The sequence below is a fragment of the Natrinema marinum genome (assembly GCF_024296685.1).
Classification (GTDB): domain Archaea; phylum Halobacteriota; class Halobacteria; order Halobacteriales; family Natrialbaceae; genus Natrinema; species Natrinema marinum.
This window is the reverse complement of the sequence record NZ_CP100763.1, coordinates 1,202,195-1,228,509: the sequence shown is the minus strand read 5'-3', so window position 1 is coordinate 1,228,509 and position 26,315 is coordinate 1,202,195. Positions and strand designations below refer to the sequence as shown.

Sequence of the window (26,315 nt, the reverse complement as noted above, 5' to 3'; positions counted from 1 at the left end):
GTCGTCACGGACGACAGCCGCGGTCTCGTCGTCCCGGCGGCGCTCGAGCGGGCTCGAACTCGACGAAGCGGTCGTCTCAGCGAGAGTCCGCTGTAGAACAAGCAGAATTCGTCGCTCGCTCGACGGGACGAATTACCGACCCCAGTAACGTCCCCGAACCGGCACTGGATATATAAGTGGAAATTTAACTATTCGGAACTGTTAAGTAATCACAGATAGGGGGTAACAGTAGTCCGAGCGATCCCGGAGGAGAAACGGGGGCGGAAACGATGTCAGAAAATATACTAACCAAAACGACCCACTGTTCGAACTGCGACGCCAAACGAGCCGTGCGGATCACGGTCCCCTGGCGAGACGATATCTGCGCCAGCTGTGGGACGAGCGTCTGCGACTGACGCCGCTCGGCGACGAGCGAGGAGACCGGTCGGCTCCGTAGCCCGTCCACCGGCACGTCGGTGGGGCGCTGATTCGAGATGCGGCCTCGAGAATGGGTCTGCGACTCCCATCGTGAACTGGATGCCCGACGAGCGGATTCGCTGTCCTCGTGATAGCGATCGCGGTGTACGGACGCCTCACCCTCCGAAGCAACGAGCATCCCACGAGGAGCGACTCGCGAGTGAGTCGGCGAGGTGCTGGACCGCTCGGACGAGCCGGTCCGCGAGGACTGGCCCTCGAAGAATCTCGGTTCCAATCCGATCTCACGGCGTGGCGGTTCGCGCCATCGGTTCGGAGACGCGACCTGCGCGTACAAGGAGTTTTGACGCGCCGCGTCCATGCACCTGACATGCGCCTCCATAACAGGGATGTCCGCCAGGATGTCCGCGAACTCGGTGCGCTGCTCGGTGACGTACTCGAGGACCAGACGTCTCGACGGGACTTCGAGACGGTCGAGTCGTGTCGGCGGGCCGCGATCGAGTACCGATCGGGCGAACGCGAGTCGCGCGAATCGCTAATCACCGAACTCGAGGGGCTCTCGCCGCATCAACAGCGGGTCGTCGCCCGGGGCTTCACGACTTACTTCGAGCTGATCAACCTCGCGGAGGAGCGCGAGCGGGTTCGGACGATCCGGTCCGAATCTCACGAGGGAACGCTCGCGGACAGCCTCGAGACCGCGGCCGAGGAACTCGGCGAGGCCGACGTCGAAACGGTCCGCCAGATTCTAGACGACGTGTTGATCGAGCCGACCTTTACGGCGCACCCAACCGAGGCACGACGCAAGACGGTCAAATCGAAGCTGCGGACGATCTCGACGTATCTCGAGACGTTAGACGAGCGCCTGCTGACCGAGAAGGAAGAAAGTCAGGTCTGGCGTGATATCGACGCGGAGGTGACGAGCCTCTGGCAGACCCCGCAGGTGCGCAATCGCCAGCCCGAGCCCGAAGACGAGGCGCGCAACGTTCAATGGTACTTGGAGAACACGCTGTTCGATGTCGTCGGCGAGGTCTACGACGAACTCGACGACGCCATCGACGACGAAGTTCCCGGCACGCTCGACATTCCGAAGCTCTTCGAGTTCCGCTCGTGGGCCGGCAGCGACCGCGACGGCAACCCCTACGTCACCCCCGAGGTGACGGCCAACACCCTCGAGCGCCAGCGCGAGGTCATTCTGGAGCGCTACCGCGACCAACTCAAGCGCCTCTCGGGCGTGCTGAGCCAGGACGGGAGCCGGATCGACGCCGGCTCCGAGTTTCAGGTTTCCCTCGAGCGCGACCGCGAGCGCCTGCCGGGTAGCGCGCGCACGGCCGAAGAGCGCTACCCCGGCGAACCCTACCGGCAGAAGCTCAAACTCATGCGCGAGCGGCTCCATCGGGTCGGCGACGTTCGGCCGGGCGGCTACGACGAGGTCGACGATCTCCTCTCCGACCTTGAGGTGATCGCGACGAGCCTGCGCAACAACGGGGCCGAGAGCGTCGTCGAGGCCCACGTCGACCCGATCCGACGACAGGTCGCGACGTTCGGGCTCTCGCTGGCGAGTCTCGACCTGCGGGACCACCAGCAGAAACACACCGACGCCATCGCCGAAGCCCTCGAGGCTGAGGGGATCGACTACCACGACCTCTTGGAGGACGAGCGCGTCGAGTTCCTCACCGACGCCGTGTTACAGGACGAGCCGGTGATCGACCTCAGTGCGACCGACGGGCTCTCGGCGGACTCCGCGCGCGTCCTCGAGTTGTTCGACAGCCTCGCCGAGTGGCAGACCGAGTACGGCGTCCACGCCATCGACACCTACTGCATCTCGATGACCGAGGAGCCCAGCCACGTCCTTGAGGTGCTCTTCCTGGCCGATCAGGCCGGCGTCGTCTCGTTGCCGGAGCACAGCGGCGTCGACATCGTTCCCCTGCTCGAGACCGAGTACGCCCTCTCGGGGGCCCGACGGATCATGGGCACGCTGTTCGAAAACGAGGCCTACGCGCAGGCCCTCGAGGCCCGCGGGCGCACCCAGGAGATCATGCTGGGGTATTCGGACTCGAACAAGGAAAACGGCTTTCTGGCGGCCAACTGGTCGCTGTACAAGAACCAGCGCCGGCTCGGCGAAATCTGTGACGATCACGACGTGACGATGCGGCTGTTCCACGGCCGCGGCGGCTCGATCTCGCGGGGCGGCGGCCCCATGAATGAGGCACTACTCGCGCTGCCGAACTCGACGGTGACGGGCCAGGTCAAGTTCACCGAGCAGGGCGAGGCCATCGCCGAGAAGTACGGCAACCCTCGCATCGCCGAGCGCAACATCGAGCAGATGCTCAACGCCCAGCTTCGTGCGCGCAAACGCGCGGTCGACCAGCCCGAAGAGGTGGTCCGCGAGGCGTGGCTCGAGGCCATGGAGACGATGGCCGACGCCGCCCGCCAGGAGTACCGCGATCTGCTCGAGAGCGACGGCTTCGTCCAGTACTTCGAGCAGGCGACGCCGATCACGGTCATCGAGGACCTCGACCTGGGCTCGCGGCCGGCCTCCCGGTCGGGCGAGCGCACCGTCGAAGACCTGCGGGCGATCCCGTGGGTGTTCTCGTGGACTCAGTCACGGTGTATCCTGCCCGGCTGGTACGCGATCGCGACGGGCGTCGACGCCTACCTGGACGACGGCGGCTCGATGGAGACGCTTCAGACGATGTACGAGGAGTGGCCGTTCTTCCGAACGACGCTCGACAATGCCGCGCTCTCGCTGTCCCGAACCGAACTCGAGATCGCCGAGCGCTACGCCGACATGGCGGACGCGGACCTCCGCGAGCGGTTCTTCCCGCGGCTGACCGGCGAGTACGAACGAGCGGCCGAACTGATCCAGAAGATCGGCCAGCGCGACCGGCTCCACACCCGCGACTGGCTCGGGGAGAACTTAGAGCGCCGGAACCCTTACGTCGACCCCCTGAACCTGTTGCAGGTCTACCTGCTCGATCGGACCCACCGGACGGACATCGAGGAGCGGACGCTGCGGCTGACGGTCAAGGGGATCGCTGCCGGAATGAAAAACACCGGCTGAGGACCCGGACGACCGTCGCGAGTAGTAGCCGCGACCGGTTCGGCGTGGCTGCGGCGGGCGGCGACCGGCGACCCACCCGGACGCGACTCGGTCACAGGGACGCGAAAAATCGAAACGGGTAAAAACGTCTCTCGAGTAGGAACGAGTGAGCCGAGATAGCCTAGCCCGGCCAAGGCGGTAGATTCGAAATCTACTGTCCTCACGGACTCGGGAGTTCAAATCTCCCTCTCGGCGCTTCTTCGCGACACAAGCCGGCGAGCACCGCGTGGCGCGTATTCGCCACGGATTAGCGAACGGTGAAGCCGCAAGCACCGCGAAGCGAGTGGTTCGTTTCGAAAGGCACAACACGGGGGTTCGACCGCGGTGAGCCACAGCGCGAGCGAAGTGTCCTCGTTTCCACGTCATCCGGACGCCGTCTCGACGCGTTTCACGGCGCGATATGGCGAGCGGTGTCTATGGCCCGTCACTCGCAGGGCGGAGTCATACGGAGATCCTCCCGGTAGTATTCATGCTACGACAAACCAATGTACGCAACTCGAGATCTACCGGCTCAAACGGGGTGGGTGTGATGAGTTCCGAGAACACCGACGAGGTGTCCGATGCGGACGACGAGGCGTTCCACCCGCTCGGGGAAGCGTGGCAGGACGACCTCGAGGACATGCTCGACGACACCGAGTACGATACGAAACTCGGCATGGAGATGGGGAAAGATGCGATGCGGGTCACGAAGGGGGAACTCTCCGAGGAGGAGTTCCACGAACGCTATCACGAGGACGTGATGGAGGAGTTCGGCGAAGACGAGCGGCCGATCGCCAGTCCCGACGATGTCGACGACGCGGAGTCTGGATCGCTGCTCTCGTCGCTCACCGGCGACGAGTCCCGTCGCGAGGTGCTCAAGAAAGGGGCCGCCGGTGCCGGATTCGCCAGTCTCGGCTGGGGAGCGGTCGACCAGCAGGAGCCGGAGCAGCCGGCCGTCGAGGAGGCGGGCGAGGTCGAACCCGACGAGGACGCAACGCAGTGGGGGATGACGATCGACCTCGAGCACTGCGATGGCTGTCTCTCCTGTGTCGTCGCCTGCAACGAGGAGCACAACTGGGATCTGGGTGCCAACTGGATGTACGTCCTCGCGTTCGAGGACGGGCAGGTCGAGTCGCCAGAACCGGACAACTACGAGAGCGTTCAAGACTTCAACTACCTCGTCCGGCCGTGCCAACACTGTACGGACGCTCCCTGCGAGAAGGTGTGCCCGACGACGGCGCGACACACGCGCGAAGAGGGCGGGCTGGTGCTGACCGACTACGATATCTGTATCGGCTGTCGCTACTGTCAGGTCGCCTGTCCGTACGGCGTCAACTACTTTCAGTGGGGCGAGCCGAACGTCGATGTCGAGGAGATCGATTCGGATATGATGTACGATCAACGTGACCGCTGGGTCAGCAGTCGAGCACCCCGCGGCGTCATGTCGAAGTGCGTCTTCGATCCGCCCCGTCAGGACGGGAACATGGGCGACGAACTCGTCGGCACGACGGCCTGCGAGATGGCCTGTCCGCCGAACGTGATCCAGTTCGGCGACAAGAACAACCCCGCGAGCGACCCGGAGCGGTACAGGAGCAATCCCGCCAGAGCACGAACGGTCATCAATCTGTACTCGGCGCTCCCGTCGCCGGATGCGGCCAGTTCGTCCCTTCAGGGCGTCGACGGGGATCTAGACGCGGTTATCGACGCCGTTCCGGAGTTCAATACGGGACGAATCGCGCTCGTGGCGGCGATCCAGCTTACACAGCAAGACTACGAGGAGGAAGCGTCGCCGGGCGATACCCTCCCGGACAAAGAGCAAACCATCGTCGAAGTCGCGAACGCGATCGAAACGACCGGACTGGACCTCACCAGTCAGCAGACGCTCCAGCAACTCGGGCTGACGGTCGAACAGTTTCAGGGGCCACAGCAGGACGTACCGGTCTCTACTCAAGCGGATGTCGCCCAGGAACTGTTCGAAGACTACGTCGACGCGCCCGAAAACGAGTTCGAACTGCTCGGGGACTTCGGCACGAACCCGAACGTCGACTACCTCGGGCACCAACCCGGCCCCGAAGCCCACCAGGTCCCCGGCCCGACCTCCTACCAGGACGTCGGGATGCTCAACGTGCGACAGAAAGCGCTCGCCGAGGAAACCATCGGCCCCTTCGGACGGGACGTAGATCTCGGCGTGGGCGAGACATCGGATTCCGGCCACTGACACCGTTCTCTCCTCTTCGTGTCCGCGTTTCAGCTCTTCGCCCGCGGGGCGAACGACGGATACCGTGAGCGAAGCCGCGGGGCGGCTTACACGTCGAAGCCGAAGTTGAAGTCGCCCTGCCAGCCGTCCCGTTCGCCGGCGAAGTCGGTCTCGCCGTTGTGGCGATTACCGACCCAGAGCACCGACGAGAGCGTCGTGTCGGGGTCGCTCAACACCAGACCGTCGAAGAACGAGCTTTCGACGGTGTGATTCTCGCCGCTCTCGGCGAATCGGAGGCTCGCGTCGGCATCGATCGTACAGCTATCGAGCGTGAGCCGATCGATCGCGTCCCCGCCAGCGACATAGATGCCGTGACGATCCGTCGACGACTGAGAATCGATGTCGAACTCGCAGTTGTCGAAAGTGACGTTCGACGACCGCACGTAAACCGCGTAGTCGGCCACCGTCGGACTCGAGCGATCGGTGATCGTACACCCCTCGAAGACCGTCGGCGCGGCGTCGTTGTCTGCGACCCGGATCGCCCGGCCGTCGGTTCCCTCGTTGGTGATGTGAACGTCGGTCAGTCGTGCCGGTCCGTCCTGCGTGAGCCGGACGATTTCGGTCGCGGTCTCGACCTGGTTGTTGACGAGGAGTTGCGAGACCAACTGGCCGCCGCCGTTCTCGAGCCAGAGGCCGGACCACGGGAAGCCCGGATACTCAGTCATGGTGATCTGGCAGTCCTGGACGTTGTCGTTGGGGCCGATTCGGATGCCCGCGCCGGCGCAGTTGCGGACGTAACAGCCGGTGACGACATTCCGGCCGTCGTCGCCGGAGACGTAAATGCCGTTGTCGATGTAGTCCGCGACTTGGCACCCCTCCCAGAAGTTCGTCCCGTGGTTGTAGATATCCGAACTGAAGGGGATCGCGTGACCGACGTGCGTCGGTCGGTCGTATCTGGTATCCCCGTTAGTCAGGGTACAGCCGCGGATCACGTTCGTCGTCGTGTGTCTGACGCCGTCGACCATGATCGTGTAGCGGTCGCCGCCGTAGGCCGGGTTCAGTTTGTCACGCTGGCCCCGCATCGAGACGTTCTCCATGTGGCCGTAGGCGTAGGTGTACCAGCGCGCGATACCGGCGTCGTACTCGCCGCGGATGTCGACCTGAAGGTTTCGCATCACGGTCCGCTGTGCGTGCGGAAGCGACGCATCTAGCGTGCCCACCGTCATCAGCCGGTCGACGTTCTGGTCGGTCACTTTGAGCACCGCGAACGGCGAGCCGACGATCTCGAGGTACTCGTGGGCCTCGAAGTGGACGTTGTTCGTCGCGACGTGCCACGTTCCGGCGGGGATCTCGTAGCGGTGGTTCCGCTCCGTCGGGGCGAACGAGTGGTAGTGGTCCCCGATCGCGGCCAACAGATCGGCGTCCTCGGGGGTCACGTCGAGATCCTCGCGGACGTCGACGACGTTCGGGTTCGTTTCCCCTCGCACCGTGACCGCGTTCTCGTCGGACTGGGTCGCGGAGAGGGTCTCCGCGAAGTTCAACCGCGTCACCTCCTCCCCGACGGTCGTGCCCGAGTCGCTGACGCTGACACCGCCCGCCGTCCCGCCCGGTTGGGCCGCGGCGGTACCGTCCCCTCGAGAGCCCGTCGCGGCGACGCCGCCGCCGAGGCCCAGCGCGGCGAGGAGTCCGACGTACGAACGGCGCGTGGTCGTTCCGGTGCGAGTCGACCGATCTGACTGGTGGTCGTCTTTCATCGCTGTCGGACAGTCTCGAATTCGGTAATTCGTTATAGACAATCTACTGATACTTGCGCCGCTGCGAACGGTGTTCTCTCAGTTTCTCCCCTGCAACGGTCGCGACCGAAAGCGGTAGGCACTCACTCACCGGACCGCTGCCGTCTCGGAGAAATTACTCCCTATCTCGAGTTGCAAGCAGCGATTTCGACTACCGACGGCTGCCAGTCGATCGTCGCGAAAACTATCCGATATCCGATTGGTGTGCCGTTCGAGCGGACCGACTGCGCGTCAGTCGTCGGCTGGCGTCAGTGGGCGCTGGTCGGCCGCGAGCAGTCGGTCGAGCGCGTCGACCATCGCTTTGACGCTCGCGCGGGTGATGTCGGCCTCGCTGCGGGCGACCGTTACCGAGCGGTCGTTACGAACCATCGTCACCTCGACGGTGACGACCGCGTCCGTCCCGCCCGTCACCGCGTCGACGTGGTAGGACTCGAGTTCGGCGTCGGCCATCGAGCCAAGCGCCTCGCGGACGGCCGAGACGGCGGCGTCGACGGGCCCGGAGCCGGTGCCGCTGGCGACGCGTTCCTCGCCGTCGACGTCCAGGCGGACGCTAGCGGTCGGGACGGCCCCGCCACTGGTGGCGGTGAGATCGAGCAGATCGACGACGCGGTCGCGGTCGTCGCCGGTGACATCCTCGGCGACGGCCAGCAGGTCGGCGTCCGTCACGCGGCGGCCGCGGTCGCCCAGTTCGGTCACGCGCTGGGCAATCTCGGCGATCTCGTCGTCGTCGGCGTCGACGCCGTGTTCCTCGAGTGCGGCTTTGACGCCCGCGCGGCCGGTGTGTTTGCCGAGCGCGAGTCGCCGTTCGCGGCCGACGGTCTCGGGCGCGTAGGGCTCGTACATCTTGTCGTCTTTGAGCGTGCCGTCGGTGTGGATCCCGCTCTCGTGGGTGAAGGCGTTCTCGCCGATGACGGCCTTGTTCGGGGCCAACTGGATCCCCGTCGCTCGGGAGACGATCTGCGCTAAGTCGTACAGCTCCTCGAGCTCGAGCGTCTCGACGTCGTAGACGTGCGAGAGCGCGATCGCGACCTCCTCTAAGGCGACGTTGCCGGCGCGCTCGCCGAGCCCGTTGACGGTGCAGTGCACGAGGTCGGCTCCCGCCGAGATGGCCGCGAGCGCGTTGGTGACGCCCAGCCCGAGGTCGTCGTGGGTGTGAGCGCTGACGGGGCCGAGTTCGGCGAGCCGGGAGACGGCCTCGTGGGTATGTTCCGGGCCGGTGTGACCGACCGTGTCGGCGAAACAGAACCGGTCCGCACCGGCCTCGAGGGAGGCTCCGGCCAGCTCCTCGAGGTAGTCGAGATCCGCTCGGGAGCCGTCTTCGCCGATGACTTCGACCCAGAGGTCGTGGTCTTTGGCGTAGGCGACGAGTTCGGCGGTTTTCTCGAGATTCTCCTCGCGGGAAGTGCCGACCTTGCCCTCGACGTGGCGGTCGCTCGCGGGGACGACGATGTGGACACCGTCGACATCGCAGTCGAGCGCGAGGTCGATGTCGGCTCGCATCCCGCGACAGAAGCTGGTGACGCGGGCGTCGAGATCGAGATCGGTCACCCGCGAGATGGCCTGTCGCTCACCCGCGCCCGTACAGGCGCTGCCGGCCTCGATGACCGAGACGCCGGCGCGCTCGAGCGAACGGGCGATCTCGACTTTCTCGTCGGGGGAAAGCGAGACGCCCGGCGCTTGCTCGCCGTCGCGAAGCGTCGTGTCGAGAAGGCGCACTGTACGGTCCGATGCGATCGTCTGTTCGGGTGAGTGAGTTACAGGCAAGAGTGGTGAGTTCCGGGAACTGCGGTTATCTTCGGCGGAGAATTTCACGCCCAGCCGGGTCGCCCCGACTTCCTCTATCCTCGTCAGATGGCGTATGACGTGCCATTGTACTGCAGGCTAACGGAAGTCGCCGACTTAAATCCGCCGGTCGTCGATCGCGGCCGGTGTGCCGATAGTCTCACTCGTCCTCGAGTTTCAGCCGGTCGCCGGGTTCGACATCGGCCGCAGCGCCGGCCGGGAGTTCGACGATCAGGTCGGCTCGAGCGCGGGCGAAACTCCGCCACGGCCGTAGGCGCTCGACGCGCTCGACGACGCCGTCGACGACCCAGACGGCGTCGATAGGAAAGCAGACGAACAGCATGTGAAGGTCGCGAACCGCCGCCGAGTCGAACCGGAAGGCGAGCGCATAGTCGTCCGGGATCGACCGGCGGAACATGAGCCCGCGGGCCTGACTCACCAGCGAGTCCGCGAGGTCGACGTTCGTCGCCACCGCGTTCGTCCGCTGGTCGAAGACCTCGTCGTCGGCATCGGTCGCGGGCTCGTGGACGAGTCGCACGACCAGGGGTGCGAACGGCGACGAGAAAAAGCTCTCGGCCCGGACGTGGCAAGGTCGGAGACGCGACTCCTCAGAGATCCCGGACCGATTCCGCGGCGTCGAACAGCGCCAGCACGCCTTCCTCGAGCAGCAGACGACCGAACTCGGTCAGTTCGTACTCGGTTCCCTCGACCGAGGGATCGACGAGACACGGCATCCGTTCGGCGAGCACGCCACCCGCGACGAGCGCGTCGACGCGCGTCGAAACCGCCGACTCGCCGTCCGCGACCTCGGTGGCGATCTCGCTCACCGTGAGGCCGTCCGCCGGGTGGGCGTACACCGCGTACGCGACCTCGAGGCGGCCGCGGTCGCCGATTGCGGTGACCGTCTCGAGTACGTCCTCGGTCGACAGGATGGTGTCGCGGTCGTCGGTCGGAAGCACGACGATGGCGACGCAGGCCGAGTAGAAAATTCCATCGACGATGGCGTTCCGAGGCGCCCACCGAGCGGGCGATTCAACATCCCTCGCACCCTACGGCCCGCCGACGATGGAGAAAACGCCGCAGGGGACTTCGGTCGGCGTCGACGACCCCTACGAGTTCGCGGGCGTCTGTGACCACCTGACCGGCGAGGGGACGTGTCGGTACGCCTTCGACCACTACCAGCACGACCCCGAGTTCGCCCGCGAGCGCGCCGCGGACGACTACGAGTGTCCCGTGGTCGACCCCGAATCCGACTGGTCGTGGGTCGACTGCCCCCATTTCCGCTCGCGCAACCGCGACCGCGAGTGCGTCCGCTGCGGTCTCGCCGAAAAGCGGATGGCACACGACGACGAGCGGCCGCTGCTCGAGGAACACCACCTCTCCTACGAACGCGATGGCGAGACCCTCTCCCACGAGATCACGATCTTCCTCTGTCGGTGGTGTCACGCCAAGGTCCACAACTCGTGGGCGCGGATCACCGACGATGCCGCGCCGGAGCCCGAGGCGGTCGCGGAACTCGAGGGGCGGCGCAGTCGCGAGCAGTCGGAACTCGGCTTCGAGTCGGCGGCGGAGCGCTACGAACCGGGCGACGAATAGGAGCTACGCGAGTTTTCGCAGGAGACCGTACACCGCGTCGCGCAGTCGGTCGGGGAGATAGCGCGCATAGAGGCCGTACTGGGCCATCGGGCCGACCGGGTACCGCGCCGGCGGGTCGGGGCTAGTCGCAGCCTCGAGGATCGCCTCGGCGACGTCTTCGGGATCGGACGCGAAGGGGCCGCCGGACCCGCCGCCACCGATCAGTTCGAACTCGTCGTAGAGCTCGTACAGCGACTCGTAGGCCGGCGTCCGCTCGTCGTCGGGCAGTTCGTCGTTCGCGCGTTCGGTGAAGTTCGTCTCGACCGGTCCGGGTTCGACCACGACCACGTCGATGCCGAACTCCTCGACCTCGCCGCGCAGGGAGTCGCTCATCGCCTCGAGGGCGTGCTTCGAGCCGGCGTAGGCACCCGCGCCGGGGAATGAGATCCGACCGATGACGCTCGAGACGTTGACGATCGTGCCGTCGCTCTGGGCGCGCATGTGCGGGACGGCGGCGCGGGTGAGCCGGTGTGGGCCGTAGACGTTGACGTCGAACTGTCGGTGGAGGTCGACCGTCGCGATATCTTCGAGCGGCCCCATCTGGGCGTAGCCGGCGTTGTTGACGACGCAGTCGATCGCGCCGGCGACATCGACGGTTTCCTCGACGGCCGTCGCGACCTCCTCGGGGTCGGTCACGTCGACTTCGAGCGTCTCGCAGCCATCCTCCTCGAGATCCTCGATGTCGTCGGCGTTCCGCGCCGTGGCGAACACCTGCCAGTCCTCCGTGAGGAAGGCCCGAGCGGTCGCGCGGCCGATCCCCGACGAGCAGCCAGTGATCAGCACCGACTTCTTTCGCGTGTAGCGGTCGGTGTCGCTTCCCGCCGTCTCGCGGTCTCGGTCGCGGTCGTCCTCGACGACGGTGCCGTCCGGCCCGTCGTCGGCTGTCCTCTCGACGTCCTCGGCGGTGGCCATACGCGACCGGTTCGAGAGCCGATACCTAAGTATCGACGGTTTGTCGCGCGATGCGTAATTTCAAGACAGAATCGGAGTCGCGATGCGGAGGACGATCGGTGTGGAATGGCAAACACCTCGAAAGCCCCCGACCGGCCCCTTTCAGCCCCATCCGCCTGCGGCGGGTGGTCGGTCGGCTGTAGTTGCCGGCCGAGTAGCAGGTCTAGTCGTCGAGCGATTTCTTCGCTTCGTCCGCGTACTTGTCCGCGAGCCGGACCGGTTCGGGAAGCTTGTACGACGAAGCCAGCTCGAGCACGACCTCGGCCGCCGTCTCGGGGCCGACGCGGTGGCCGGAACTGACGTACAGCGGATTGATGTGGCGGTTCGGCGCGTCGTACTGGCGCGTCTGGACCGCGTAGCCGATGAGTGTCCCGTCCGGCGCGTCGACCCGCGAATTTGCGTCGATGGGAACTCTCGAGCCAGCGGGTAGCCCGTCGGTGTCTTCTCTGGGTGCGCCACAGAGGAGGCTCTTCGCGACGCCGATGCTCGGCACGTCCCGGACGACGCCCATGTGAGTCGCGATACCCGCCTGCCGGAAGTGGATGCGGCCGCTGCCATCGAACAGTAGGAGGTCGGGCTCGGCGGAGAGTTCCTCGAGCGCGGCGAGGATCGGCCCGCCCTCGCGAAAGGAGAGAAGACCGGGGATGTAGGGGATCTCGAGGCCGGTCACGGCGTGGACGCGCTCGATGACCTCGCCGCCGCGCATGGCGACGACGGCGGACAGCGCGCGGTCCTGCTCGCCCGCGGCGTTCGTGAGAAATGATTGGTCGACGCCGACGACGACCGGGGGCGACCCGCCGGTGGCGGTCGCCTCGAGCGGGTTCGAGAGCGCGCCGGGGTCGAACGCGAAGTCGTCCTCGAAGACGGCAACGGCGGCGATCTCGCGCTGGAGGTCCTCCATCTCCTGACGCGAGAGGCCGGGCTCGGGTACGAGATCGGGGCGGGGGTCGGACATCTGTTTGCCGGTGGTAGACACCCTGTGAAAATCAGTTGCGGGGTTGTGACGGCGCGAGGGCGGCGTGGGTCAGAACCGGCGACGACCGCCGGGGCCGCCGGGACCACCCGGACCACCGGGGCCGCCACCGCCGAACTCGAGCTGGTTCGGCGCGCTGATGTTGCGGTTCTGCTTGACGTACTGACCGTAGGCGAGGCCAATTACGAGGCCCACGAGGTGTGCCATGTGGGCGATGCCCCCGCCGCCGCCGACGGCGCCGGAGAGGAAGGTAATGCTGAGAAGGGCGTAGCCACCGGTGAGCACCCAGATCGGCACCGGGAGGATGAAATAGAGGTACACCTTGAGCCCGGGGTTCAGGACCGTCAGGACGCCCATGATGGCGAGCACCGCCCCGCTGGCACCGACAACCCCTCCGGTCAACGGCGTTATCGTACTCGCTTGCAGTATCTGAATACCGATCTGGCTCAGACCAGCGAGCGCGCCGCTGACGAGGAAGAGGATAGCGAAGTTTCGCGACCCGACGTATCGCTCGACGAGCGGGCCGAAGAAGAATAACACGATGCTGTTACCGATGATGTGGTAGAATCCGCCGTGCGCGAAGATTGACGTGAACCACGTCCAGACGTACTCTGGATAGTAGGGGCGCAGTACGAAGAGAGTCTCCATCAGGTCGGAACCGAAAATCGCTCCGACGGCGATTTGGGCACCGAACGTCAGCCACATCAACGCGAGGAACGTGTACGTCATGTTCCCGCGGAAATAGCTCAAGGGACCGCCAGTGCCGGTGTTTATCGGGATCTTATCCGCGGCGCGTGAGATGCGCGACCCGCTCGTACCGGAGCTGACGCTGTCGTCGAATCCGCTGTCGAAGACGCCCTGCGGGTCGTTCCAGTTCTGGAGCCCCGAGCAGTCGTGGTTCTCGGGAAGCCGATGGTCGGCACAATACGTCCCACCACAGTGCCGACAGTTGTACGGCATGTTTTCGTCCTTCCCACACACGTCGCACTTGGCCATTGATCGGGGGTATGTGGGGAGCCGCTAAGGGATTTGGGGTTTTCACCGACTTTTTTCGGGTTGAACGAGCGATGTATCTTGGTTGCAGACCTCGAGAGGCCTCGGAAGTAAGTCGTGGCGGAGATCGGTACCCTGTTGGTACGCCCTATCGAACACAATCGCCGATGGGAAGCGAAACGGCGGTCGATCTCGTCGACTACCGACGGGGCGGAATCGCGCTCGGACTCGCGTTCCTCACACTGCTGTTCAACTACGGGGACGCCGTCGTAACCCCTCTGGACGCGGTGCTCTGGGTCAGTACCAGCGTCGTCGTGGGGTATCCGGTACTCACCGTCTTCTCGGTCGTCGGTGCGCGGATCTGGGAGCCGTGAGCGTCGACGGCCCGGTGACCGATCGCGGGACGGCCGGTTCTGGGACTGTACATTTTTGCCTCCCCGGCACCCACATTCGGCCGTGCAAGAGTACGAGCGCAAGCAACTGCTCGAGCGCGTCGAGCGCGAGGGCGCGACCGTCGGCGCGGACATCCCGGAGACGATCACGGTCCAGGGGGAGGAGATCGACCTCCGGACGTTCGTCTTCGAGATCAAGCGCCGCGAGACGGTGCCCTCGGGGGAGCGCGAGCGCGTCGAGCAGGCCAAGAGGAATCTGCGGCGCGAGCGCCTCGAGCGCCTCGAGCAAATCGAGGAGGGCGAGATCGCCCGAGAGAAGGGCGAAGAGCTCGCCCGGAGCATCATCGGCATCGATCGGGCGTTGAACGCCTTAGAGAGCTTGGGGCCGACCGACCTCGAGCGCGAGCAGAAAGTCCAGCAGGCACAGGATCGCAAGCGCTGGATGTCGTTCCTCAAGAAGGCGCTCGGGCAGGACGACGATCAGGCCACGCGGAGGGGGCGATGACGACCAACGCCGAACTCGCCGGCCGACTCGAGGAGTTCGCCGACCTGCTCGAGGCCGACGACGTGGAGTACAAACCCCGCGCGTACCGTCGGGCGGCCGAGAACGTCCGCTCGTTTCCGTCCCCGATCGCCGACCGAATCGAGGATGGCGACCGCGAGGCCGTCGAGAACATCGACGGCGTCGGCGAGGCCATCGCCTCCAAAATCGTCGAGTACGTCGAGACCGGCGGAATCGAGGAACTCGAGGAACTCCGCGCGGATCTCCCCATCGACATCGCCGACCTGACTCGCATCGAGGGCGTCGGTCCTAAAACGGCCGGGAAGCTCTACCGCGAACTCGGGGTGCAGACGTTGGACGATCTCGAAGACGCCGCCGAGGCCGGCGAGGTCCAGGAAGTCAAGGGGTTCGGCCCGAAGACGGAAGAGAACATCCTCGAGAACCTCGAGTTCGCCCGCAGCGTCGGCCAGCGCCACCTCGTGGGTGAGGCGCGCCCGCTGGCCGACGACGTGCTCGACTTTCTCGAGTCGCTCGAGGCGGTCGAACGCTGCGAGGTGGCGGGCTCGATCCGCCGGTGGCGCGAGACGATCGGCGACGTGGACGTACTCGCGTCGACGACGGCGAACGAGGCGGTGATCGAGGCGTTCGTCGACTGGGACTCGGTCGACGACGAGATCGAGTCCGGGCCGGAGAAAGCAAGCGTCCGCGTCGGCGAACTCCGCGTCGACCTGCGCGTGGTCGTCCCCGACGAGTTCGGCTCCGCCCTGCAGTACTTCACGGGGAGCAAGGACCACAACGTCGCCCTGCGCAACTACGCGATCGACCGCGGGATGAAGCTAAACGAGTACGGCGCGTTCGACAGCAGTGAGATCGACGATCCGGACGCGGGACAGCGGGTGGGCGAGCGCGTCGCCGGCGAGACAGAGGAAGGGATGTACGAAGCCCTCGGACTGCCGTGGATCCCGCCGGAGCTCCGAGAAAATCGCGGCGAGATCGCCGCCGCCGAGAACGGGGAGTTGCCAAACCTCGTCACTCGCGACGATATGCGGGGCGACCTGCACACCCACACCGAGTGGTCCGACGGCAACAACACCATCGCGGAGATGGTCGACGCCGCCACGGAGCGGGGCTACGACTACTTCGGGATCGCCGACCACGCCGAAGGTCCCGGAATCGTCGGCGGGATGGGCCTGGCGGACGATGAGATCGTAGAGCAAGTCGAGGAAATCCGCGCGGTCGGCGAGGATGCCGAGATCGAGGTCTTCGCGGGGATCGAGGCCAACGTCGACGCCGACGGCGAGATCGGCCTCTCCGATGAGGCGATCGATGCGTTAGACGTGATCGTCGCCTCACCTCACAGCGCGCTCGATCAGGACGCCGAGACCGCGACGGAGCGGCTCGTCACCGCCGTCGAGAACCCGGCGATCGACGTGCTCGGCCATCCGAGCGGCCGCTTGCTCAACCAGCGCTCCGGGCTCGAGTACGACGTGTCGGCAGTCGCGCGGGCCGCAGCCGACCACGGCACCGCCCTCGAGGTCAACAGCGATCCTCGCCGACTGGACCTCTGGGGCAGCGCCGTCCAGGCCGCCCTCGAGGAGGGCGCGACCATCGCGATAGACACCGATTCCCACCAGCCCTCGACGCTCGAGTACATGCGCTGGGGCGTCCACACCGCGCGCCGCGGCTGGGCCGAACGGGACGACGTGATCAACGCCTGGGAGCTCGATCGGATCCGAGCGTTCCTCCACTGACCGCCCTGCTGATCCATCGCCTGCGCCACTCATCTACTCATGCGCCTGCTCGTCGACGTCATGTGCGGCGGCATCGTCTCGTACCTGCGGATGTGCAACCACGACACCGTTTACGCCGGCGATTGGGGCCTCGAGGCCGACGACGACGCCCTCGCCATCGCTCGAGACGAGGGTCGGGCGATCGTCACCCGCGACAGGCCGCTCGCGAGTCGAGCTGACGAGTCGATCCTGCTCGAGTCCCGCGAGGTCGAGGCTCAACTCGCCGAACTCGCCGCGGCCGGTGTCGACCTCACGCTCGCGGACGACCCTGCATTCTGCGGGCGGTGTAACGGCCCGCTCGAATGCGTCGACCCGACCGCCTCGACGCCGGATTATGCTCCTGATCCGGCCGAATTCGAGACGTGGGTCTGTCGGGACTGCGGGCAGCACTTCTGGCGGGGCAGTCACTGGGATCGGGTAGCGGAGACGCTCGCTCGAGTTCGCGAATCAACTGAAGAATAGGAACCCCGTTTCTTCGATCAGAAAAGGAGTCGAAACGGAGTCGGAGGACTCGGTACTACGTGTGCGTACTCATCTCGATTTCATCCCGGGCCCCGAATAAAGGAACTGGATTGCCCACTACTGTTACCTAGGTATTTCTCGTTACCGACCCCTCTATCCGTTCCAAAGGGGTAATTCTGGAGTTCGGTCTGTTGTGTCGTACTCTCCGTTATATGGTAGGTGGCTGAGTACGTGAACTCCTCCGACTCGGAATAACTGTACTCCCCCGGTTCAGACCATGGTGATTCGACGACAGGAATCCCACCCCGACATTCTAAAGCGACGCGAAACTCGTCTGTACTAACGTTCGAGACTGAAACAGCGGTACAGTCGGCTATCACTCTTTCCTCGGAATCGAAACTGTGGTTGCGACTCGCAAGGAGATCGTTATAGAACAGGCGCTCCTCGTAAGTAACCGTGTAGTCCACGACGTTCGAGGAATTCAAAGGGATCGGTTTCTCGGGACCGTCTGGATAGGCGTCAATATGCACATCACCTTCTGTCTGCTCATCTGGCACTACATGAAACAGTGTGAATACGCCAAGCCCAACAAGAAGCACTATAACGAGAAATCCGAGTGGGATGACTACCCAGTCTGGGTCCATTGGATTAAAATAATACATCTATCGGCATAACTCTTAGGTGTATTAAAATGCGTCTACCGAGTGCTACGTCTACCGCCTGTACCGAACACGAGTTTTACCCCTTCGCCGATTCGATAAAGAAACTGATTGCTGACTACCGACGGAACGCGAGGCTGCGTGCGGTTCAGTCGAAGCCGCCAGTTCCCGAAAGCAGATGCTCCTCGACGGTCGCCTCGTCCAGTTCGATTCCCAGTCCCGGCTCGGTCGGCACGTCGATGTAGCCGTCCGCGATCAGCGGCTCGTCGCGTGCGAGCAGGTCGTCCCACCAGTCGACCTCGAGCGCGTGGTACTCGAGCACGTCAGCATTCGGAACTGCCGCACAGAGGTGGACACAGGCCATCGTCCCGACGGGGCTACAGACGTTGTGCGGCGAGAAGGGGATGTAGCGCTCCTCGGCGCGCTCGGCGATCCGTTTCGACTCCGCGAGGCCGCCGCAGGTCGCCGGATCGGGCGTGATCACGTCGACCGCGTAGTCGTCGATCAGGTCGCTCAACTCGTGGATGCGAAACCGGTTTTCGCCCGTCGCAAGCGGCGTCTCGGTCCGGCGAGCGACCTCCTTCTGGGCGGCCGTCTCCTCCGGTGGAACGACGTCCTCGAGCCACATGAGGTCGTAGGGCTCGAGTTTGCGTGCGAGCCGGGCGGCGCTCTCGACGGTGTAGTCCCAGTGGCAGTCGAAGGCGAGGTCGATCTCGTCGCCGACCGCCTCGCGGACGGCCTCGACGACCTTGACTTTCCGATTCAACGCGGCGTTCGTCAATCGCCCGTTGTACGGATCCGGCTCGTTGTCCCGTTCCATATCGAGGTCGAACTTGATCGCGTCGAAGCCCATGTCGACGACGCGCTCGGCTTCCGCGGCGTAGGCCTCGGGCGTGTACGCCGCCGCGTCGGCGTACTCGGTGAAACCCCCGTCGTCGACCGCGTAGGCCTCGCCGGCGTGGCAGTCGCAGTAGATCCGGACCCGATCGCGGTAGCGTGATCCGAGCAACTGGTAGACCGGCAGCTCGAGAATCTTACCGGCTGCATCCCACAGCGCGATCTCGATCCCCGAGGCGGCAGTGACGACCTTGCCGGTCGTTCCGCCGTGGCCCGACATCTCTTGGACGATGCGCCGGAACAGCCGCTCGACATCGAGCGGGTTCTCGCCGACGAGAAAACGGTTCGCGTACTCGACGAGTTCGGGGATTCCGCCGCCGCGATAGGCCTCGCCGATCCCCGTCACGCCCGCGTCGGTGTGGACCTTCACGAGGTTCCACTCGAAGTTACCTTCCACGACCGCCGCCTCGAGTCCGGTAATTTCCACGTCGTGGCCAGCGGGGCGGTCGGTCGCGTGATTCGAGAAGTCCCTCACCGCCGATCACCGCCGTCTCCGTCGCTCGGACCGGCCTCGAGACGCCGATTCGACGCGACGGCCAGCTCTCGCACTCCCATGATATTCGATAGCATATCTGCGTACTAGCACACCGGAGACCGTGTAACTACCGTCCGGCGTCGGTCGGCGATCGCGACTCCCGCCGGCCGTCCGTTCGCGGCCGTCGCCGTCAGTACACCGCCACGTCGTCGAACCGGCCATCGTAGGCGATGTGGTTCGGATGGGTCGGCTCCGTGCCCGAGAGAAAGAGTCGGTCGACTTTCTCCCACGTGTTCTCGTAGGCGAGATGTGCGAGTTCCGCCGTCGTGGTTGTCCAGCGATCACACCCGTTGTCGTAGATTACGCGACGGGCGACGCCGTCCGCAATGGCGGATAGCAGGTCCCGCTCGTCGTCGATCGCCGCGTCGAACGCGGTGTGGGCGACCCCGACCGACCGCGGGAGGTGAGCGTACGAGGAGGTAAACGGCGGCAGCGAGAGTGTCTCGGCGAGTTCGCGCGCGCGGCGATTGTGCGAGGGGAGGTGTTTCGGATTGAAGATTTCGAGCGCGTCGACGGTATCGGCGTACCGCCGCAGGTCGGATTCGGTCAGGCCCACCGTCGCGAACTCGGGATGCGGGGCGAGGACGGTCGCGTCCTGCCGGTCGAACTCGGCCATCGCTGCCTCGAGCGGGATGAAATCCGGGACGGGCTCCTCGAGTCCGAGCGCGAGGACGTGCTTGCGGTTTCGCCACGAGCCGGTGAACACTTCTCGACCGGGGATCACCAGCAGGTCCTCGCTCGAGTAAGCCGCCGCCCGCTCGCGGATCTCCGGGAGGCGGGTGAAATGCGGCGCGTAGACGATCGCGTCGAGACCGGCCCGCGTCGCACGCTCGACCACCCGATCGTCGAGCACCTTCACGTGGCAGTCGACTCGGTACGGCGCTCCGTCGGTCACGAGCCACACTTTCGGGACAGTCGAGTTATGAATTCTGATTCGGCGGCCACTCGATCGTCTCCTTGATCGCATCGACGATCGGGACGACCGGTTCCTCGGGGTCGACCGCGACGAACAGCCCCGTCTCGCCGACGTACACGCGAACGATCTTCATGAAGTCCATCGCCGTCGTGATGTACTCGACGCGCTCTGCGTCCGGAAACAGCGTGTTCCGAAACAGCTTGATCTGCATGAAATCCATGTGGACGTTCGTGTGAATCGTCTCGAAGTGCTCGAGCATCGCCGCCTGACTCTCGTACATCGAGACGGTCTCGTCGCTGAGAAAGAGCGGGCGAAACGACTCCGTGTTATACTCGCAGAACGCGTGTAGCGGCCCGGACACTGTCCGCTGGACGGCCTGACGTGCCCGATCGGCGTCGAACGCCGCCAGTTCCGACCTGTTTATCGCCGGCATACAAAGACCGACGAACCCGACGGCCGAAGGTCTATCGGCGGCGTGTGTTCTGGCCGATGGGGACCCCTGCGAAACAATCATTAGGGCGGCCCGTAGAGATGCAGTATCGAATGGCCTGGGAATGCGGAATCGACGGCTGCGGATCGGTGTTCGAGGACGTCGAATCGGCCGTCGTCCATCAGGCGACGGAACACCAGCGCCGCGAGTGTGCGGTCTGTGGCACCGTCGTCCCCGACGGCTATCTCGCGATTCGCCACGCCTTCACCGAACACAGCCGTGCCGAGTACGTCCGCGCCTACGGGGCGAGCTCCGAGGACGTCCGCGAGCGCGAAGAGTTGCTCGAGGAGATCGAGTCCGAGGCGGACATGCAGGCGATCGCGACGGAACTGAAACGCTAGCCCCCACACTCGTCGTCGCAGTCCGCAGTCGGTGTCAAACACCGTGTCGCGTTCCGTACATCTGCTGTCGTTCCACGTGACCGCCGTCACCGTCTCGATGTAGCTTAGGTACTCACGCAGCCACAGCAGGGTCTGTTCTCGATATGAATAGCGTAGAATATTCGACCGACGGAACCGGCCTGACTACTTGACGAGCGTATTCCCGCTCGTCGCTGTCTGCTCACGGCCACGAAGTGTCCGTTCGCACGGTCCGACGAACTACCGTTCGTCGCTATATTCAGCGCGGCAGAGCCGCGCTGACTGCTTGACGAGCACGTTAGCGCTCGTCACTGTCTGCTCACGGCCACGAAGTGGCCGTTCGCATGGTCCGACGAACTACCGTTCGTCGCTATCGAGCACGCGAATCTGGTCGCCCCGCACCGTCACCGGAATGGGAACGGTCGCCTCGTACAGTTCGACCGTCACCTGATCTTTCCCCTCGTCGATCCGCTGGACCTGCGCTTTCTCGCCTTTGAACGGACCGGCGATGAGTTCGACGATGTCGCCTTCTGCGATCCCCTCGACGTCCGGCTTCGGCGAGAGGAAGTGCTCGACTTCCGAAATATCCGACTCGCCGGGCACGATACTCCGCGCGTGCGGGATATCCTCGAGCACGCGGTTCAAGACCGCGTCGCCTTCGGCTTCGACCATCACGTAGGAGGTCAGCGAGTCGGGCGCGAGCGCGGCGTGGATCTCCGGCTCTTCGCGGTTGATGATCATGTCGGCGACGGTGCGCTCTTGGCTTGCCGTCGTTTTGACAGCGAAGATACCCATCAGATGCCACCACCGGTCAGCAACAGCATGATCGCGCCGATGAGGAACCCGACGAGACCGATCAGCAGGATACCCGCACCAGCGATCTTCGACACCTGGAGGAACTCCTCGGTCGTGGGTGTCGTTGCCATCTTCAACACCCGAACGTACGAGGTGAGGTCGTACGGAACGTCCATATCTGTCTATTCACAATGTGGGGTCTTTTATCTGTCTTTCGTGTCTCCCGAACGATCGGAATACTCGCCGACCGGCGACGTGAACCAACTACCGGCAGGTATCGACGTTGCACTCGAGCGGATCGGTCGCGATCCCGACGGTCTTCCTCCTCGTCGAACAGCCAACACCAGCGATGGACTGGCTCGACGAAACGTATGCTTCGTCGAACGACGCTGAACTTCGCTCAGCGAACTTGACTTCGGCTCACGCCTCGTCGAACAGTTCCTCTCCCTCGACCATGTGCTCGGCGACGGCGTCCATATCCAGCGTCACGCCCAGGCCGGGCTCTTCGGGGACCTCGATGTAGCCGTCCTCGATGACGGCTTCTTCGACCAGATCCTCCCACCAGCCGAGTTCGTAGGAGTGGTACTCGACCGCCAGCGCGTTCGAGATGGCCGCGCCGACGTGGGCGCTCCCGACCGTCGCAACGGGCGACGCGACGTTGTGCATCGCGACCGGGACGTAGTAGAGGTCCGCGAGATCGGCGATCTTTCGCGTCTCGCGCATTCCGCCGACCTTGGGCATGTCCGGCGCGATGATGTCGACGGCCTGCTCCTCGATGAGCCGGCGTTGGCCGTGCGTGCGGTAGACGTTCTCGCCGACGGTGATCGGCGTCGCTGTCGATCTCGTCACCTCGCGTTGCACATCGTGATTTTCCGGCGGTACCGGATCCTCGAGCCACCAGACGTCGTACTCCTCGAGGCGCTTTGCGAGCCGTGTCGCGCTGTCGGCCGAAAAGGTCCAGTGGCAGTCGAAGGCCACGTCGGCACGAGAACCGACGCGTTCGGTGATCGCATCGACGATCGCAGCCTTGTGCTCGATCTCGGGCGGCCGGAGGTGACGGTTCGCGCGGTCCTTCTCGTGGCCCGAGGGCACGTCGAGGTCGAACTTCAGCGCGTCGTAGCCCAGCTCCTCGACGACGCGCTCGGCCTCGTCGGCGCAGGCGACCGGGTCGGCCTCCTCCTCGGTGTGACAGTCGCAGTAGACCCGCACCTCGTCGCGGTACTTCCCGCCGAGAAGCTGGTAGGCCGGCAGCTCGAGGATCTTCCCGGCCAGATCGTGCAGTGCGACCTCGATACCCGAAATCGCGGTCACCGTGACGCCGCCGATCGAGCCCTCGCCGGACATCTTCTGGACGAGGTGCTCGGTCAGCCGGTCGATGTCGAGCGGATTCTCGCCCTGCAGGAAGGGTTTCATCCGCTCGATGAGTTCCGGCGCGCCCGCGCCCCAGTAGGCCTCGCCGGTACCGGTGATCCCGGCGTCGGTGTAGATCCGCACCAGTGTCCACGGAAAGTTGCCGTCGACCATCGTCGTCTGGATGTCCGTGATTTCGACATCCCGACCCTGGCCGCGCTCGCGCGTGACCCCCATCGTCTCGCTCGAGAGATCCCGCATGGTGTACTCGGCGTTCGGGTCGTGTAGCTGCGAGTAATCGATGCCCATAGGTCGTCGTTCACTCGCCCGATAGTAATAGATAGCACCTGCTGTGGGCGGGTTTCCCGCCGGCCGCCGCGAACTGACTGTGACGCTCAGGCCCGCTCGAGTTCGTCGCCGACCTCCTCGAGATCGACGCCCAGCGCCGACGTTGCGGCGAAGGCAGCCCGCTTCTCGGCGGTCCGGCGGTTGATCGCCTGCGGGCCGACGGCGAACTCGATCCGGGTCCGGTCGTCGGCGGTGCTCGAGCGGCCAAGCACCGTGACGGGACCGACCTCGCGGGTGTTCCGGACGTGGGTGCCGGGGCAGGCTCGGGCGTCCCACGGTGTCGGCGTCCCGTTCGTCCCGGCGAAGCGATTGCCGCGTCCGCCGTCGTTCTCGTCCTCGATGGCGACGATGCGGACGCGGCCCTTCTCGACGGCGGCTTCGTTGGCGTCCGGATCGAAGCGGATATCCGCGCGTTCGCGCGCCTCCGAGATCGGCACGTCGTCCCACGACACCGGTCGGGACTCCCAGATCACGCGGTTGACCCGCTCGTCGAGTTCGATCAGCGTCTCGTCGTCGATCGGAGCGTCGACCTCGAGGTCAACCCGAACCGTTTCGGGGCCGATCTCGAGGCCGGCACTGGTCGCGCTCTCGAGTACTCGGCGTGCGGCGCCCGCGAGGATGTGGCTGGCGGTGTGGGCTCGCATGCAGTACATCCGAAACGACCAGTCGACGGCACAGAGGGCGCGGTGGCCTACGTTGAACGATGGCGCGTCGGCCAGGACGTGAACCTGTTCCCCGCCGACCAGCTCTACGTCCGCCACCGCGATATCGGCGATCGTCCCGCGATCGGCCGGCTGGCCGCCGCTCGCACCGAAGAAGTGACTGCGCTCGAGCCAGACCCGCCGGCCGTCGATCGAGGTCACTTCGGTCTCGAACCGCGTCGCGTACGGCTCCGCTGCCGCCCGTTGCCCGGTCATCGGTTGCAGTCTATCGGCTGCGGTTAAAAGTCTGCTCGCCGAGAGTGTCAACTATTTTGAACAGAACTGGGGCCGCACTACTCCGAGAGGGTCACGTCCAGTCGGTCCTCGAGCGCCGCGATCAGGCCGCCACCGACACCGGCCTGGGTCGCTCGCCCCTGTTCGACGGCGAGGATGTCCGTCTCGGGCGCGCCGAGTTCTTCGGCGAGCTCCTCGCGCTGGAGGCCGGCCTCCCGTCGGGCCTCGACGAGGGTCTCACCGTAGTTCGAGACGAGGTAGGGGAGTGGGTCGTCGTCGTAGTTGGTTCCTTCGCTCTCCCAGTGCTCGGAGTCCCCGTCCCAGACCGGGTTCGCCTTCGCGACGTTCTGGGCCGCCTTCTGCTTGCGGCTCGGCTCGCTGTCGGAGCTTCCGCTCGAGCTCGAGGCCTGCCCGCCCCCGCCGCCCCGGTTCCGATCCCGGCCGTGGGTCTGCGAGTCGTCGTGTGGCGCGCAGTCCGGACAGACCTCGAGTTCCGCGCCGGCGACCGACGCGAGCCGAAGCGAGTCGCTCTCGGCACCGCAGAGTTCGCAGTTCGTCCCGCCTCCGCCGCCGGACGAACCGGTCGAGTATTTGGCCATGCGACACGTTGGCCGCTGGCGCATTTTAACGGTTCGGTACGGCGGGTTTCGGACGCTGTGGCTCGGCAACGATCGCTTCGAACGTGCCAGAACGATCGACGACTAGCGACCGAAGTGCTTCCGAATCGTCGTCCGCAGCGGCAGCGCCAGCCCGCCCAACAGCGGGACGACCACGAACGCAGCGATGTCGAGGGGAAGCGTGGCCGCCCCCGCCACGGTAGCACAGAAGCCGACCGCCGGCGCGAGCACCGGCAGGACGTATAGATAGGACGGTTTCCAGCCGGGCAGTCGCCGCGTGTGGCGGACGATCACGCCGAACAGGAACGGCATGAGGACCGTTCCCGCGAGCAGCGGGCCGCCGATCAGCGTCGTCGCAAGTCCCAGCGCGAGCGCGGCGACGATCGTCTCGTTGATCGTCACCGCCCCCCACGTGTCCTCTCGACTGCGGACGCGGGTCACGAGCAGGCCGGCGAGCGCGACCGCGACGACGCCCGCCAACGCGGCGTACCACAGCGTCGGCTCGAGCGGCGGGGAGACGAGTTCGACGCCGCTTACGAACGCCGCCGCGGTCTCGATCCCGTGGCGGCTCGCCGAAAGCAGACTCCAGAGGCCGGCGGGATCTGCGCCCGTCGCGCGCAAGTCGGCCCACAGCGAGCCGAGCGCGTCCCCATTCGAGAGCGCGAAGTGGCCGACGCCGGCCGCGTAGACGAGCACCGACAGCCAGATCAGCGGCAGCGAGAAGTTCTGTCGCCGCCACCAGCGGACGAGCGGGTTGTCGGTCTCGCTTTCCGTTCGCGACCGCGAGCGCGTTCCGGTCCCGCCGGCCGTCCCCGTTCCGCGAGCCGAGCCGCCACCGGAGCCGCCGGTTCGGCCGGCGGTCCCCGAGCTGCTTCCACCGGGGGTACCCGTTCCCGTCCCGGTACCGGCGCTCGTTCCGGCGGCCCTCGAGCCGCCGGCCGCGGCACCGGCCGATGTCGCACTGCCCGCGGCCGTCCTGCTCGAGCCGGCCCCGGCGGTCGATCGGCTCGAGGCGGTCGAACCGCTCGCCGCGCCGCCGGCTGCCGAGGCCGAGGCAGAGGCCGTTTCCGACTCCGAGTATTGCAGTTCCGTCCCGCTCGAGTCCTCCTCGTCGTCGCTCTTCCAGACATCGGGGGACGGAAGGCCGCTGGTTCGCTTTGCGACGTACTCCTCGTGGCCGAGGCGGTCGTACGCCTGGCGCTCGACGGGGTCGCCGAGGATGTCGTAGGCCGTCTTGACCGCGGTGAACTGGGCCTGTGCGCGGTCGTCGTCGTTCAGGTCCGGATGGTAGACGCGGACCTGTTCGCGGTAGGCGTCCTTGATCTCGCCCTGGGAGGCGTCGGAGGGAATCTCGAGCAGGTCGTAGAAATCCTCTGTCATGTGAGCGTGGGACGGTGTGGTCTGTGACGGGTTTATCGGGCGGGGGTTATAATTTCAGTGTTCTTTCCGGT

General features: G+C 65.5%; 25 protein-coding genes and 1 tRNA gene. 9 read left to right on the top strand and 17 right to left on the bottom strand.

Annotated elements, in window-relative coordinates; genetic code table 11:
• Positions 1–784: 784 nt before the first annotated feature.
• From ppc to NKH51_RS06020, 3 genes are all read left to right on the top strand, one after another.
• Entirely contained in the window at positions 785–3,475 is a 2,691-nt protein-coding gene (ppc, locus tag NKH51_RS06030) for a phosphoenolpyruvate carboxylase (protein WP_254764344.1), read from the top strand.
• A 149-nt stretch (positions 3,476–3,624) separates the two neighbouring features.
• Positions 3,625–3,709, top strand: a tRNA-Ser gene (locus NKH51_RS06025).
• 334 nt (positions 3,710–4,043) lie between these two features.
• Positions 4,044–5,711, top strand: a complete 1,668-nt coding sequence (locus tag NKH51_RS06020) for a 4Fe-4S ferredoxin N-terminal domain-containing protein (RefSeq protein ID WP_254764343.1) — start codon at positions 4,044–4,046, stop codon at positions 5,709–5,711.
• A gap of 86 nt (positions 5,712–5,797) precedes the next feature.
• Here NKH51_RS06020 and NKH51_RS06015 read toward each other — a convergent pair whose 3' ends face one another.
• The 4 genes from NKH51_RS06015 to NKH51_RS06000 all read right to left on the bottom strand — a co-directional run bounded on the left by NKH51_RS06015 (position 5,798) and on the right by NKH51_RS06000 (position 10,224).
• Positions 5,798–7,444 (bottom strand): right-handed parallel beta-helix repeat-containing protein, encoded by a 1,647-nt coding sequence (locus tag NKH51_RS06015; RefSeq protein ID WP_254764342.1) that lies wholly within the window; start codon positions 7,442–7,444, stop codon positions 5,798–5,800.
• A gap of 270 nt (positions 7,445–7,714) precedes the next feature.
• The gene (locus NKH51_RS06010; protein WP_256527519.1) at positions 7,715–9,247 is read right to left on the bottom strand and encodes a (R)-citramalate synthase; all 1,533 of its coding nucleotides are present in this window, start codon (positions 9,245–9,247) and stop codon (positions 7,715–7,717) included.
• 178 nt (positions 9,248–9,425) lie between these two features.
• Entirely contained in the window at positions 9,426–9,803 is a 378-nt protein-coding gene (locus NKH51_RS06005) for a DUF192 domain-containing protein (protein WP_254764340.1), read from the bottom strand.
• A gap of 70 nt (positions 9,804–9,873) precedes the next feature.
• Positions 9,874–10,224, bottom strand: coding sequence for an ArsR family transcriptional regulator (locus NKH51_RS06000; protein ID WP_254764339.1), 351 nt, complete (start codon positions 10,222–10,224; stop codon positions 9,874–9,876).
• Positions 10,225–10,330: 106 nt separating this feature from the next.
• On the opposite strand from NKH51_RS06000, the gene NKH51_RS05995 reads away from it, so the two are divergent.
• Positions 10,331–10,861, top strand: a complete 531-nt coding sequence (locus NKH51_RS05995) for a DUF7097 family protein (RefSeq protein ID WP_254764338.1) — start codon at positions 10,331–10,333, stop codon at positions 10,859–10,861.
• Positions 10,862–10,864: 3 nt separating this feature from the next.
• Here the strand turns inward: NKH51_RS05995 and NKH51_RS05990 are convergent, their stop codons facing one another.
• The 3 genes from NKH51_RS05990 to NKH51_RS05980 all read right to left on the bottom strand — a co-directional run bounded on the left by NKH51_RS05990 (position 10,865) and on the right by NKH51_RS05980 (position 13,820).
• Complete coding sequence (locus NKH51_RS05990; protein ID WP_254764337.1) at positions 10,865–11,812, bottom strand: SDR family oxidoreductase; 948 nt, start codon at positions 11,810–11,812, stop codon at positions 10,865–10,867.
• A gap of 202 nt (positions 11,813–12,014) precedes the next feature.
• Complete coding sequence (locus NKH51_RS05985; protein ID WP_254764336.1) at positions 12,015–12,806, bottom strand: endonuclease V; 792 nt, start codon at positions 12,804–12,806, stop codon at positions 12,015–12,017.
• Between the two features lie 69 nt (positions 12,807–12,875).
• The gene (locus NKH51_RS05980) at positions 12,876–13,820 is read right to left on the bottom strand and encodes a rhomboid family intramembrane serine protease (RefSeq protein ID WP_254764335.1); all 945 of its coding nucleotides are present in this window, start codon (positions 13,818–13,820) and stop codon (positions 12,876–12,878) included.
• Between the two features lie 164 nt (positions 13,821–13,984).
• On the opposite strand from NKH51_RS05980, the gene NKH51_RS05975 reads away from it, so the two are divergent.
• The 4 genes from NKH51_RS05975 (at position 13,985) to NKH51_RS05960 (ending at position 16,963) form a co-directional block, all read left to right on the top strand.
• Positions 13,985–14,191 carry a hypothetical protein gene (locus NKH51_RS05975; RefSeq protein WP_254764334.1) on the top strand — a complete coding sequence of 69 codons (207 nt, stop codon included), beginning with the start codon at positions 13,985–13,987 and terminating at the stop codon, positions 14,189–14,191.
• An 82-nt stretch (positions 14,192–14,273) separates the two neighbouring features.
• Positions 14,274–14,714, top strand: coding sequence for a DUF5788 family protein (locus NKH51_RS05970; protein ID WP_254764333.1), 441 nt, complete (start codon positions 14,274–14,276; stop codon positions 14,712–14,714).
• A complete protein-coding gene (polX, locus tag NKH51_RS05965) occupies positions 14,711–16,462 on the top strand; it encodes a DNA polymerase/3'-5' exonuclease PolX (protein ID WP_254764332.1) in 1,752 nt (583 codons plus the stop codon). The genes NKH51_RS05970 and polX overlap by 4 nt, the downstream gene beginning before the upstream one ends.
• 39 nt (positions 16,463–16,501) lie before the next feature.
• The gene (locus NKH51_RS05960; protein WP_254764331.1) at positions 16,502–16,963 is read left to right on the top strand and encodes a Mut7-C RNAse domain-containing protein; all 462 of its coding nucleotides are present in this window, start codon (positions 16,502–16,504) and stop codon (positions 16,961–16,963) included.
• A gap of 80 nt (positions 16,964–17,043) precedes the next feature.
• On the opposite strand, the gene NKH51_RS05955 is transcribed toward NKH51_RS05960, so the two are convergent.
• The 4 genes from NKH51_RS05955 to NKH51_RS05940 form a co-directional block, all read right to left on the bottom strand.
• Positions 17,044–17,607, bottom strand: coding sequence for a hypothetical protein (locus tag NKH51_RS05955; RefSeq protein ID WP_254764330.1), 564 nt, complete (start codon positions 17,605–17,607; stop codon positions 17,044–17,046).
• Between the two features lie 163 nt (positions 17,608–17,770).
• Entirely contained in the window at positions 17,771–18,994 is a 1,224-nt protein-coding gene (locus NKH51_RS05950) for a mandelate racemase/muconate lactonizing enzyme family protein (RefSeq protein WP_254764329.1), read from the bottom strand.
• Positions 18,995–19,184: 190 nt separating this feature from the next.
• Positions 19,185–19,949 carry a PHP domain-containing protein gene (locus tag NKH51_RS05945; RefSeq protein WP_254764328.1) on the bottom strand — a complete coding sequence of 255 codons (765 nt, stop codon included), beginning with the start codon at positions 19,947–19,949 and terminating at the stop codon, positions 19,185–19,187.
• A gap of 25 nt (positions 19,950–19,974) precedes the next feature.
• Entirely contained in the window at positions 19,975–20,403 is a 429-nt protein-coding gene (locus tag NKH51_RS05940; protein ID WP_254764327.1) for a hypothetical protein, read from the bottom strand.
• 110 nt (positions 20,404–20,513) lie between these two features.
• Here NKH51_RS05940 and NKH51_RS05935 point away from each other — a divergent pair, with 110 nt between their 5' ends.
• Positions 20,514–20,801 (top strand): DUF7565 family protein, encoded by a 288-nt coding sequence (locus tag NKH51_RS05935; RefSeq protein ID WP_254764326.1) that lies wholly within the window; start codon positions 20,514–20,516, stop codon positions 20,799–20,801.
• Positions 20,802–21,176: 375 nt separating this feature from the next.
• Here NKH51_RS05935 and NKH51_RS05930 read toward each other — a convergent pair whose 3' ends face one another.
• The 6 genes from NKH51_RS05930 to NKH51_RS05905 all read right to left on the bottom strand — a co-directional run bounded on the left by NKH51_RS05930 (position 21,177) and on the right by NKH51_RS05905 (position 26,244).
• Positions 21,177–21,614, bottom strand: coding sequence for a transcription elongation factor Spt5 (locus tag NKH51_RS05930; RefSeq protein WP_007109343.1), 438 nt, complete (start codon positions 21,612–21,614; stop codon positions 21,177–21,179).
• On the bottom strand, positions 21,614–21,790 hold the full coding sequence (locus tag NKH51_RS05925; RefSeq protein ID WP_254764325.1) for a protein translocase SEC61 complex subunit gamma: 177 nt from the start codon (positions 21,788–21,790) through the stop codon (positions 21,614–21,616). Before NKH51_RS05925 ends, NKH51_RS05930 begins: the two co-directional genes overlap by 1 nt.
• A gap of 244 nt (positions 21,791–22,034) precedes the next feature.
• A complete protein-coding gene (locus tag NKH51_RS05920; RefSeq protein ID WP_254764324.1) occupies positions 22,035–23,273 on the bottom strand; it encodes a mandelate racemase/muconate lactonizing enzyme family protein in 1,239 nt (412 codons plus the stop codon).
• 86 nt (positions 23,274–23,359) lie between these two features.
• Positions 23,360–24,229 (bottom strand): alanyl-tRNA editing protein, encoded by an 870-nt coding sequence (locus NKH51_RS05915; protein ID WP_254764323.1) that lies wholly within the window; start codon positions 24,227–24,229, stop codon positions 23,360–23,362.
• 77 nt (positions 24,230–24,306) lie between these two features.
• Entirely contained in the window at positions 24,307–24,846 is a 540-nt protein-coding gene (locus NKH51_RS05910) for a helix-turn-helix domain-containing protein (RefSeq protein ID WP_254764322.1), read from the bottom strand.
• 102 nt (positions 24,847–24,948) lie between these two features.
• A complete protein-coding gene (locus tag NKH51_RS05905) occupies positions 24,949–26,244 on the bottom strand; it encodes a J domain-containing protein (protein ID WP_254764321.1) in 1,296 nt (431 codons plus the stop codon).
• Positions 26,245–26,315 lie beyond the last annotated feature (71 nt).